The organism is Aestuariivirga sp. (genome assembly GCF_044238155.1).
GTDB lineage: Bacteria > Pseudomonadota > Alphaproteobacteria > Rhizobiales > Aestuariivirgaceae > Aestuariivirga.
In genome coordinates this window covers 31,940-43,508 of the sequence record NZ_JBIIDX010000005.1, presented here as the reverse complement: position 1 = coordinate 43,508, position 11,569 = coordinate 31,940, and the positions used below count along the sequence as shown (strand labels likewise).

10 protein-coding genes are annotated in these 11,569 nt (G+C 62.3%); 9 read left to right on the top strand and 1 reads right to left on the bottom strand.

The features are described from left to right. Positions 1 to 920 (top strand): sugar-binding protein (locus ACILRN_RS01265; RefSeq protein ID WP_395684779.1); only part of this gene is annotated, 920 nt, incomplete at its 5' end. 75 nt (positions 921 to 995) lie between these two features. Here the strand turns inward: ACILRN_RS01265 and ACILRN_RS01260 are convergent. After that, positions 996 to 1,802 carry an Asp/Glu racemase gene (locus ACILRN_RS01260; RefSeq protein WP_395684778.1) on the bottom strand — a complete coding sequence of 269 codons (807 nt, stop codon included), beginning with the start codon at positions 1,800 to 1,802 and terminating at the stop codon, positions 996 to 998. A gap of 75 nt (positions 1,803 to 1,877) precedes the next feature. Between ACILRN_RS01260 and lnt the strand changes: the two genes are divergently transcribed. The 8 genes from lnt to infB all read left to right on the top strand — a co-directional run bounded on the left by lnt (position 1,878) and on the right by infB (position 11,560). Further along, the gene (gene lnt / locus ACILRN_RS01255) at positions 1,878 to 3,434 is read left to right on the top strand and encodes an apolipoprotein N-acyltransferase (protein ID WP_395684777.1); all 1,557 of its coding nucleotides are present in this window, start codon (positions 1,878 to 1,880) and stop codon (positions 3,432 to 3,434) included. Between the two features lie 178 nt (positions 3,435 to 3,612). After that, complete coding sequence (locus tag ACILRN_RS01250; RefSeq protein ID WP_395684776.1) at positions 3,613 to 4,014, top strand: helix-turn-helix domain-containing protein; 402 nt, start codon at positions 3,613 to 3,615, stop codon at positions 4,012 to 4,014. A 101-nt stretch (positions 4,015 to 4,115) separates the two neighbouring features. Beyond that, positions 4,116 to 5,309, top strand: a complete 1,194-nt coding sequence (metK, locus tag ACILRN_RS01245) for a methionine adenosyltransferase (protein ID WP_395684775.1) — start codon at positions 4,116 to 4,118, stop codon at positions 5,307 to 5,309. Positions 5,310 to 5,383: 74 nt separating this feature from the next. After that, the gene (locus tag ACILRN_RS01240) at positions 5,384 to 5,962 is read left to right on the top strand and encodes a tRNA (guanine(46)-N(7))-methyltransferase TrmB (protein ID WP_395684782.1); all 579 of its coding nucleotides are present in this window, start codon (positions 5,384 to 5,386) and stop codon (positions 5,960 to 5,962) included. 137 nt (positions 5,963 to 6,099) lie between these two features. Beyond that, positions 6,100 to 6,708: a ribosome maturation factor RimP gene (gene rimP, locus ACILRN_RS01235; protein WP_395684774.1), complete on the top strand. Its 609-nt coding sequence runs from the start codon at positions 6,100 to 6,102 to the stop codon at positions 6,706 to 6,708. Continuing rightward, entirely contained in the window at positions 6,701 to 8,302 is a 1,602-nt protein-coding gene (gene nusA / locus ACILRN_RS01230; RefSeq protein WP_395684773.1) for a transcription termination factor NusA, read from the top strand. The genes rimP and nusA overlap by 8 nt, the downstream gene beginning before the upstream one ends. Then, complete coding sequence (locus ACILRN_RS01225) at positions 8,299 to 8,943, top strand: RNA-binding protein (RefSeq protein ID WP_395684781.1); 645 nt, start codon at positions 8,299 to 8,301, stop codon at positions 8,941 to 8,943. Before nusA ends, ACILRN_RS01225 begins: the two co-directional genes overlap by 4 nt. Further along, positions 8,936 to 11,560 (top strand): translation initiation factor IF-2, encoded by a 2,625-nt coding sequence (gene infB / locus ACILRN_RS01220; protein WP_395684772.1) that lies wholly within the window; start codon positions 8,936 to 8,938, stop codon positions 11,558 to 11,560. The genes ACILRN_RS01225 and infB overlap by 8 nt, the downstream gene beginning before the upstream one ends. Positions 11,561 to 11,569 lie beyond the last annotated feature (9 nt).

Below are 11,569 nucleotides of genomic sequence, written 5' to 3'. Positions count from 1 at the left end.
CGCTGGTTCCGAAGAACATGAACAATCCGTTCTTCGACCAGGCCCGTGATGGCTGCAAGAAGGCTGAGGCAGAGTCCGGTGGCGCATTCGAGTGCCTTTACATTGGCCCCGGTGAACATGGCGGCGGCGACGAGCAGGTCGCCATCGTGCAGGATCTGGTAGCCAAGAAGGTCGACGGCATCGCCGTGTCGCCGTCCAATGCGGCCGCCATCGTCGTTGCACTGCAGGCCGCCAAGGAAGCGGGCATCCCGGTGCTCACCTGGGACTCGGATCTGCTGCCCGAGAACAAGGATCTCCGCGTCGCCTATATCGGCACGCACAACTATGAGATCGGCACCAACCTCGCCAAGCTGGTCAAGACGATCAAGCCGAACGGCGGCACGATCTGCATCCAGTCTGGTGGCGCTGCGGCTGCCAACCACAACGAGCGCATGCAGGGTATCCGTGACGAGCTCTCTGGCGCCAAGTCTGCTGCCTCGCCCGGCGACAGGCTGACCGGTCAGGGTGGCTGGACCGAGGCCGAAGGCTGCCCGCTCTACACCGATGACGACTTCCCGAAGTCGGTGCAGCAGTTCGAGGACTTCATGGCCGCCAACCCCAACCTCGACGCCTTCGTGCCAACAGGCGGCTTCCCGCAGTTCCTGCCGGATGCCAACCGCGCGGCGGTCGGCAAGTACAAGGACAAGATCGCCTCCAAGTCGCTGGCCCTCGTGGTTGCCGACACGCTGCCGGTGCAGATCGAGCAGATGAAGGAGGGCCTGTCGCTTGGCCAGGTTGGTCAGCGCCCGTTTGAGATGGGCTTCAAGACCATGAATGCGCTGCGCGACATGAAGGATGGCAAGGCGGCTCCTGCCGACCCGACCTACACCGGCCTTGATGTCTGCACGCCCGAAACGGCGGATACCTGCATCGCCAAGTAAGGCCAAGAATGGCTATTGAAATCAGAAAGGCGGGGAGCAATCCCCGCCTTTTTCATGTCTTGGTAGCGTGCAGCCTCAGGCAGTCTGCGTCTCGAACAGCCTGCCCCACTGCGGCAGTACATCATTCACACCCGCCAGTCGCAGGGCATGCCAGGCCATGGCGTGGTTGGACGAGGTGATTGGAACGCCGGTCTCCGTTTCAATTGCCCGGGCTGCCTCGGCAAGCCGCACAGATGTGCAGGAGACGAACACCGCATCCACCGGGGACTGCGCGAGAATGGTTTGCACGCCGCGCCGCACCGAGCCGGGCGTGATGCGCGCCACCTTGCCATCATCAGCCTCGTTGAAGGAGCCAAACACCGGAACGATGAAGCCGCGGGCGGCAATGTAATCTGCAACAATCCGGTTCACGTCTGCGCGGTATGGTGTGAGGACGCCGATGCGCCGTGCCTTCAGTGCATGAAACGCTGCAAAGGCTGCAGTGATCGGCGTCGTGCACTTCACCTGAGGCCTGACGGAGCGGATGCGCTCGAACACCTTCTCTTCCCCGATCGCCATCGACGCCGAGGTGCAGCCATAGGCCACCACGTCAAGTTCGGTCCCTGGCAATATGACATCAGTGGCCGCCGCAATCCTCGGTTCCATCGCACGCAGCGTTTCTGGCGTGATCTGATTGTCGTTGAGAATGCGGCTCTGATAGAGCGCCACACCGGTAAGGCCTGCCAGCATGGCGCGCCATTCGTGCTCGATGGTAAAGTCAGTGGCGAGTACAAGAAGCCCGATGCGGGCGCGGCTGGCAATGCCCAGGTCGGTGTCGAAAGGAATATGTTCGATGAGCAGCGTGGGGTTGGCACTCTGTCCGGCCGATGACCTGTCGTTCATGGGTATTCTCCCGGAATGAATGGAAATCTATCAGAGAAAAGCCTGGCCTCCTATAGTCCTCGGCTGATGATTCGATTGGCTGAACGGTTGTCGGGCCTCTCTGCGCCATGGCGCGGGGTCCTGTGCCTGTCGTCTGGCGTGGCAGCGGCCCTGGGACTTCCGCCGCTCGGTGGCTGGCCACTTGCCGCGATTGGATTTTCGTTGTTTCTCTTTCTGCTGGCGCAGCGGCAGCGCTTCGGCATGTGGGGTTCGTTTGGTCTTGGCTGGCTGTTTGGGCTTGGCTACTTCGGCTTCGCATTTCACTGGATAGCCTTTGCCTTCCTGATTGAGGCGGAAACCTATCTCTGGATGATGCCGTTCATGCTGGGGATACTGGCAGGAGGAATGGCGCTGTATTGGGGCCTGGCTGCTGCGCTGGCCCGCCGTCTGTGTGCCGATGGCCTGTCACTGGCGCTTGGCTTTTCGGGACTGCTCGCTGTGGCGGAGTGGTTGCGCGGACATCTGTTCACCGGCTTCCCCTGGGCAGTCCCTGGCCTGATCGCAGAGACAATGGGCGGGCTGGCGCAGATCGCCGCGGTCGTCGGCATGACCGGCCTGACACTTGCCATCGTGCTCTGGTCGTCGCTTGCATATGTTCTGCTGGCAGATCATGCCCGGGGCGGGCGCTGGATGGCGCTGATGCTGGCTGCGCTCCTGCCCTTTGCCTGGACATGGGGTGAACTTCGGCTCGCGGCGGCCTCGGATGACATGGTGCCGGGCATCGCCTTCCGCATCGTGCAGCCCAACGTGCCGCAGGAACAGAAATGGCGCGAAGACAATGCCCGGGCTATCTTTGAGGATCTGCTCCGGCTATCAGCTGCGCCAACGATCGAACGGCCACAGGGCGTTGCCGGTGTCACTCATCTCGTCTGGCCGGAGTCGGCTGTTCCCTTCCTGATTGACGAGAGCGAGGTGGCGCGGGCCGAGCTTGCCCCCCTGCTTGGTGGGCGCACGGCTCTGATTACCGGCGCCATCCGCCTCGACCGCAGCGCCCAGCCCGAGCCAGCCGTTTACAACAGCATCGTCGTCTTTGATGGCAAGGCTGAGCCCGTGGCGCGCTATGACAAGTGGCGGCTTGTGCCTGGCGGCGAATTCCTGCCGCTCGGCTGGCTACTGGAGCCCCTCGGCTTCCGCCGGGTGGTTGAGACGCCGGGTGATTTCAGGGCCGGTACGGGTCCGCAAACCATTGCATTGCCGGGCGGGATCACCGCGGCGATGCTGATTTGCTACGAGGTGATCTTCCCGGGCGGTCTGTTGGGTGATGGGCCGCGGCCATCAGCCCTGATCAACGTAACCAATGACGGCTGGTTCGGCCGGTCGGTAGGGCCTTACCAGCATCTTGCCCAGGCACGACTGAGGGCCATCGAACAGGGCCTGCCAGTGATTCGTGCTGCAAACACAGGCATTTCAGCGGTTATCGATTCGCATGGCCGCAGATTGAGGCTGCTGCCGCTGATGCAGACGGGTGTCCTCGATTCGGGCCTTCCCGTGGCACTCGCCTCGACCCCCTACGGCCGATGGGGTGACGGTCTCATGCTGCTGCTCGTGGTGGCGTCATTGGCAAGCGCCCTTGCTCTGCGTCGGCCGGCCTGAGATTCACCCTGTTCTCGACATTTCCAGCATCGCGCACGGGTCTTGCTTCAAAAGCAATTGCGCGATGTGATCAGGTATATTAAACCGATTCGGCCTGACGCATGCGGGCATTGCCGTTGCCGGCAAACCTGGTGCATTATCAGGCGTCAGACCGGGGGGCATCAGGTCTGAGGAAGAAATGACAAGACGCGATCCGAATTTTGTCGATGCGCATGTTGGGAGCAGAATCCGCATGCGGCGCCAGCTCATTGGCATGAGCCAGGAGAGGCTGGGCGAATTGCTGGGCATTACCTTCCAGCAGGTTCAGAAATATGAGAAAGGCGCCAACCGAATCAGCGCCAGCCGCCTCTATTTCACCTCCAAGATACTGGGGGTTCCGGTGCAGTTCTTTTTCGATGAGCTGCCGGGCGGTGAGGAGCATGGCGGAATGGGCGAGGCGCGCGAGGAAGATGCCGTGCTGTCTGCCTTGATGAATATCGAGGGTGTCACGCTGGCCAAGGCCTTCCGTGACGCGGACAGCGTCAACAAGCGCAAGCTCATCTCGACCATTGCCCGGGTGATCGCCGAAACCAAGGAATAATCCGGCGTCCTCGTCCGGCCTCCGCGCCTGTCCCCCGCTTGACCGGCAACGGCAGTGCTGCCAAAAGGCGCGCGAATTGTTGGAAGGGGCTCAGCAGTCAGATGCCGCAGAAGAACTATGTGTTCACCAGTGAATCGGTTTCAGAAGGTCACCCCGACAAGGTGTGCGACCGGATCTCCGATGAAATCGTTGATCTGTTCTACCGTGAGGCGCTGAAGCAGGGGTTCGACCCCTGGCAGGTGCGTGTAGCCTGCGAAACGCTGGCAACCACCAACTATGTGGTCATTGCCGGTGAGACCCGTGGTCCGGCGTCCGTCACCAAGGCCAAGATCGAAGCCGCCGCCCGCAAGGCCATCCGCGAAATCGGCTATGAGCAGTCCGGCTTCCACTGGAAGAAGGCCAAGATCGTTGTCCTCCTCCACAGCCAGTCGGCCGACATTGCTCAGGGCGTGGATACGGGCGAGAAGAAAGAGGAGGGTGCAGGCGACCAGGGCATCATGTTCGGCTATGCCTGCGACGAAACTCCCGAATTGATGCCGGCACCGATCTACTACTCTCACAAGATATTGAAATTACTTGCAGATGCTCGCCACAGCGGCAAGGCAAAGGCGCTCGGGCCCGATTCCAAGAGCCAGGTCAGTGTCATTTACAGGAATGGAAAGCCAGTCGGTGCGAGCCAGATCGTGGTCTCGCACCAGCATACCATCGAGCGCCTGTCGTCGAAGGATGTGCTTAAGATCGTGAAGCCTTACGTTGAAAAGGCGCTGCCCAGGGGCTGGATCACGAAAAATACCGTTTGGCACGTCAATCCGACGGGCAAGTTCTTCATTGGCGGCCCGGATGGCGACACGGGCCTCACCGGACGAAAGATCATCGTCGACACATATGGCGGGGCGGCGCCCCATGGCGGCGGCGCCTTCTCGGGCAAGGACCCCACCAAGGTTGACCGGTCGGCGGCCTATGCGGCGCGCTATCTTGCCAAGAACGTCGTGGCAGCCGGGCTGGCCCGGCGCTGCACCATCCAGCTTTCCTATGCCATCGGCGTCGCCCAGCCCCTGTCGATCTATGTCGACACCCACGGGACGGGAAAGGTATCCGAAGCGAAGCTTGAAAAAGCCTTGGCCAAGGTCATGGATTTGAGCCCGCGAGGCATCCGCACTCATCTCAAGCTCAACCGTCCGATCTATGCACGTACCTCGGCCTATGGCCATTTCGGCCGCGCGGCCGAGAAGGACGGTGGCTTCTCCTGGGAGAAGACCGATCTCGTCAAGGCGCTCAAAGCCGCGGTGAAGTGATTAGCGGCGAGAAACGATTTCAGTTCTACGGGCGGCGCAAGGGAAAATCCTTGCGCCGTCATCATTTGAGCCTGATGGACACGGTGCTGCCGCAACTGCGTATATCGCTTGCGGATCCATTGTCCGGGCTCGGAGAGCGGCGCTGGCTGGAAATTGGCTTCGGTGGCGGGGAACATTTGGCACATCAAGCCGCGCTGCACCGGGATGTCGGGTTCATTGGGGCTGAGCCCTTCGTCAATGGAGTGGCAAAGGCTTTGGCACTGATCGAAGCCGGCGCACTGAGCAATGTCCGAATTCATGACGCCGACGCGCGGCCGCTGCTTGAGGCCCTTCCGGCATCGTCGCTGGACCGGGTCTACCTCCTTTATCCGGACCCCTGGCCGAAGGCACGTCACAATAAGCGGCGCTTCGTGTCGGCGGAGACGCTTGCCCACATTCACCGTCTCCTGGTTCCGGATGGCCTGTTCCTGTTCGCCAGCGATATTGCCGACTATATCGACTGGACGCGCGACCATGTGACAGCGCATGGTGGCTTCGCCCTAGAGGGTGATCCCGCCCAGCCCTTCGAAAACTGGATAGAAACCCGCTACGAGGCCAAGGCCCGGCGTGAGGGACGGTCGTCAGCCTACCTGACTTTCCGCCGCAGGACTTGAGTGCCTGGGCCTTGCCAAACCGCGCGCTCTGGGCTATAGAACATGGCAACTTAGGTTCACTCTCATAGCCACGAAAGTGGAGATCGCGAGTGGGTCCCGATCCGGGGCCCGCTTTTTTTGTTGCCTGAAAGGCTCCGATGACGACCGAGACCGAAACCAGACTGGCCCGTGAGACCGGTCCTGCCCAGCGGGTGGCGGCGCTTGCCGAACCCGTTCTGGCGAGCATGGGGTTTCGGCTGGTGCGGGTGCGGATGAGCGGGCCGACTTTGCAGATCATGGCGGAGCGGCCCGACGGCACGTTCTCCATCGATGACTGTGAAGCGGTGAGCCGTGCCATTTCGCCGATCCTGGATGTCGAGGATGTGATTCCGGCTCGCTACCACCTCGAGGTGTCTTCGCCCGGAATCGACCGTCCGCTGGTGCGGCCCTCGGATTTCGAAGCCTGGGCTGGTCACGAGGTGAAGATCGAGATGGCTGTGGCAGCGGCCGGCCGTAAGCGGTTCAGGGGTACGCTGGAAGGATATGAAGCCGGCGAGGTTCGCCTTTTCATTGAAAATCCGGAAGGTGCGTCGAAAGACCCGGTGCTGGTCGGCGTTCCCTTCGCGGATATTGCGGAGGCCAAACTCGTGCTGACCGACCGGTTGATTGCCGATGCGCGCGGCCGTCTTCCCCAGAAGGGGTATGGCGACGGCGCCGAGATTGACGAAGACCAGATTTCGCAAGAGAGGAACGAACCAAATGGCTGATTATGGCGTGAGCGCAAACCGGCTGGAGCTTCTGCAGATTGCCGATGCGGTGGCACGTGAGAAGTCGATCGACAAGTCGGTCGTGCTCCATGCGATGGAGGAAGCGATTCAGAAGGCTGCAAAGGCCCGCTATGGCGCTGAGAATGAAATCGTTGCGGAGATTGATCCGCGCACGGGTGAAACCCGGCTGCAGCGCCTCCTGCTGGTTGTCGAGACCGTTGACAATGAGGCGACACAGATCAGCCTGGGCGATGCGCAGCGTCGCAACCCTGCTGCCAGCATTGGCGACCAAATTGCCGAATCCCTTCCGCCCATTGAGTTTGGCCGCATTGCCGCCCAGAATGCCAAGCAGGTGATTGTGCAGAAGGTGCGCGATGCTGAGCGTGACCGCATGTATGCCGAATTCAAGGACCGCATCGGCGAAATCGTCCATGGTTCGGTGAAGCGCGTCGAATACGGCAATGTAATCGTCGATCTCGGCCGCGGCGAGGGCATCATCCGTCGTGACGAGTCGCTGCCGCGCGAAGTGTTCCGCCCCGGCGACCGGGTGCGCGCCTACGTCTATGACGTGCGCCGCGAGCAGCGGGGGCCACAGATCTTCCTGTCGCGGACGCATCCTGAATTCATGGCGCGGCTGTTTGGCCAGGAAGTGCCGGAAATCTATGATGGCGTGGTTGAGGTCGTGGCGGTGGCCCGCGATCCTGGCAGCCGGGCAAAGATCGCTGTTCGTTCGAAAGACAGTTCGATCGATCCGGTGGGCGCCTGCGTCGGTATGCGGGGCAGCCGTGTGCAGGCGGTGGTCAACGAACTCCAGGGTGAGAAGATAGACATCATCCAGTGGACGCAGGACGTGGCCTCCTTCGTCGTCAATGCGCTGGCGCCTGCCGAGGTCACAAAGGTCGTGCTCGACGAGGAAACCGAACGAATCGAGGTTGTGGTGCCGGATGAGCAACTGTCGCTTGCCATCGGGCGGCGCGGCCAGAATGTGCGTCTTGCCTCCCAGCTCACCGGCTGGGATATCGACATCATGACGGAAGCCGAGGAATCGGAGCGGCGGCAGAAGGAGTTCGCTGCCAGGACCGAGCTGTTCGTCAGTGCGCTTGATGTGGACGAGACGCTGGCCCAGCTTCTCGCCTCCGAAGGCTTCGCCAACGTCGAGGAAGTGGCCTATGTCGATCTGCGCGAGATTGCCTCGATCGAAGGGCTCGACGAACAGACTGCAGATGAACTCCAGAACCGTGCACGGGAGTTCCTGGAGCGACAGGCGGCAGAGCTCGATGCGCGTCGTGTGGCGCTTGGCGTCAAGGACGAACTCAAGGAGATCGAAGGTCTTGCGCCGGCTATGCTGGTGGCGCTGGGCGAAGCAGGCATCAAGTCGATTGAGGATCTTGCGGGTTGTGCCACCGACGAACTGATCGGATGGACCGAGCGCAAGCCGGGCGGCGCCGTGAAGCACAAGGGCGCACTCTCCGACCTTGAGGTTGGGGCAGCGGATGCCAATGACCTGATCATGCGGGCGCGCATCCGGGCGGGCTGGATCGAGGCTCCGGTGGAGCCCTCTGACGAGTCTGACGCCGGCGAGGTGACCGCCTGATCCCGGTAACCGCTCCAGATACACAGGCAGATCAGCCTTTGGCCGACCGCATGTGCATTCTTACCCGCCAGGTCAGGGACGAGGCGGATCTCCTCCGCTTCGTCCGCAGCCCGGATGGAGTGGCGGTGCCCGATGTCAACCGGAAGCTGCCAGGCCGGGGTGTTTGGCTGAGCCTGAGCCGCGCCGGGCTGCTCGAGGCCATGCGCAAGAAGCTGTTTTCACGCGGCTTCGCTGCTGAAACAGCTGTTCCTACGGATTTGCCGGAACTCGTCGCCCGGCTTCTGCGCGAGCAGGCGGTGGCGCTGCTCTCGCTCGCCCGCAAGGCCGGCGATGCTGTGTCTGGGTTCGGAAAGGTCGAGGAAATGCTGGTCGCTGGCCGGGCAGGACTGGTGCTCCATGCCCGGGAAGCAGCACCAGACGGATGCCGGAAGCTTGACAGGCTGGCGGGCCCGGGAACGGCCCGAAGCCAGTTTTTTGAAATGCGCGAATTGGATTTGGCTTTTGGCCGGCCAAATGTGGTACATGCAGCCGTGGCCAAGGGAGCTCTATCCGGAAAGCTCTCGGCCGCAGTGCGCCGGAACGAGATGTATGAGGGCCTCACAGCCGTGGCCCCCGAGGACCCGAAGAGAAAAGATGACTGATAGCAACGATAAAGACCGAAAGCCCGAAGCCAGCCGTTCCGGCGGCGGCACCTTGACCCTGAAGCGGCCTTCGGTCGAGCAGAGCAAGGTCCGGCAGAGCTTCGGCGCCGGGCGCTCGAAAACCGTAGTGGTTGAAACCAAGCGCAAGCGTTTTGGTGACGACAAGCCCGCGGAGACCAAGCCAACCTTCCAGCCGCAGCAGCGTGCCGCTGCGCCGGCCGCTACAGCTCAGCCAGCGGCGGCTGCTCCCGCTGCGAAGTCCCAGCCCCCAGCGCCACGCTCCGGCGTGGTGCTGCGCACGCTCACGGCCGAGGAAAAGGAAGCGCGCGACCGTGCTCTCGCTGGCGCCCGCGTGCGCGAGGCGGAAGATCGCAAGCGCCAGGAAGAGGAAGCCCGCCGCCGCGCTGAACAAGATGAAGATGATCGCAGGGACCGTGAGGCAGCTGCGCGCCGGAAGTCTGAAGAAGAAGCGCGTCACCGTGCTGAAGAAGAGGCCCGGCGCAAGGCTGAGGAGGCGGCCCGCAAGTTGGCGCCTCGTTCCGGTCAGCCAAATGTCGTGACCCCAGCCACCGCGCCGGTGAAGCCGCTGTCGGGCAAGGCTGCGCCCGGCGCCGTGCGTCGGGGTGTCGATGACGAAGAGGAATCGCCGCGCCGTGTTGGCCTGGGTGCGGTGAAGCGTGAGATCAAGGCACCAGTTCCGGTGCGCACCAAGGGCGAGGCCGAAAAGCGCCGTGGGCGCCTGTCTGTCGTCAATGCCTTGAATGAAGACGAAGAGCGCAGCCGCTCGGTCGCCGCTTTCCGCCGCCGCACCGAGCGACTGAAGAAGCAGTCTCAGGGTTTCCAGATGCCCACCGAAAAGGTGAGCCGCGAGGTGACCATTCCTGAGGCCATCACCATTCAGGAACTGGCCAACCGCATGGCCGAGCGCGCGGTGGATATCATAAAGTTCCTGATGAAGCAGGGTCAGATGCATACGATCAACGACGTGATCGATGCCGATACCGCCCAGCTCATTGCCGAGGAAATGGGACACAAGGTCAAGCGCGTGTCCGAAGCCGACGTGGTCGAAGGCCTGTCCGGCGATACCGACGCGCCTGAGCAACTGCGGGCCCGCCCGCCCATCGTGACCATCATGGGCCACGTCGACCATGGCAAGACCTCGCTGCTGGACGCGTTGCGCAAGACCAATGTCGTGGCCGGAGAGGCCGGTGGCATCACCCAGCACATCGGCGCCTACCAGGTCGACACGCCCAACGGCATCGTCACCTTCATCGACACGCCCGGCCATGAGGCCTTCACGTCGATGCGTGCGCGTGGCGCCAAGGCGACGGATATCGTGATCCTCGTGGTGGCGGCCGATGATGGCGTTATGCCTCAGACGGTTGAAGCCATCAGTCATGCGCGCGCAGCCGACGTGCCCATCATCGTGGCAATCAACAAGATCGACAAGCCTGCAGCCAATCCGGTGCGTGTGCGCAACGAGCTGCTGAAATACGAGATCGTCGTGGAAAGCATGGGCGGCGACACGCTCGAGGTTGAGGTTTCGGCCCTGAAGGGCACCAATCTCGACCGATTGCTGGAAGTCATTCTGTTGCAGGCAGAGGTGCTTGACCTCAAGGCCAATCCCGACCGTGAGGCAGGCGGCATGGTGGTGGAAGCCCAGCTCGACAAGGGCCGCGGGCCGGTTGCAACGGTTCTCGTCCAGCGTGGCACGCTGAAGCTTGGAGACATCTTTGTCGCCGGTTCTGCCTGGGGACGGGTGCGAGCGCTCGTCAACGACAAGGGCCAGCAGGTCAAGGAAGCGGGTCCATCAACCCCGGTTGAGGTGCTTGGCCTCAATTCGGCGCCCGAGGCGGGCGATCAGTTCGACGTGGTGTCGAATGAGGCGCGCGCACGCGAGGTGACGGAGTATCGCGAGAGGAAGCGCCGTGAGACCCGTGGCGCCGCTGCGGCGCGGTCCTCGCTTGAGCAGATGATGTCGGCAATGAAGGATGGCAACGTCAAGGAGTTCCCGATCCTCGTGAAGGCCGACGTGCAGGGCTCTGCAGAGGCGATCGTGCAGGCGCTGGAAAAGATCGGCAATGCCGAGATCAGGGCGCGCGTCATCCATTATGGCGTTGGCGGCATCAATGAGTCAGATGTGGGCCTCGCCGAGGCCTCGAGGGCGGTCGTGCTTGGCTTCAACGTTCGAGCCTCGACGCAGGCGCGCGATGCGGCAGAGCGGTCTGGCATCGAGATCCGCTACTACAACATCATCTATGACCTTGTTGACGACATCAAGCAGGCGATGGCCGGCAAGCTCGCCCCGGAATTGCGCGAAACCTTCCTCGGCAATGCGCGAATACTCGAGGTGTTCAACATCACCAAGGTCGGCAAGGTTGCAGGCTGTCAGGTGACCGAAGGCAATGTGCAGCGTGGCGCCAAGGTGCGACTGATCCGCGACAATGTCGTGATCCACGAAGGCACGCTCTCCACCCTCAAGCGCTTCAAGGATGAGGTGAAGGAGGTGCCGGTGGGCCAGGAGTGCGGCATGGCTTTCGAAAACTATCAGGACATCCGCGCTGGCGACGTCATCGAGTGTTTCCGGGTGGAAAAGGTCCAGCGTACACTGGACTGAGCTTGAGAC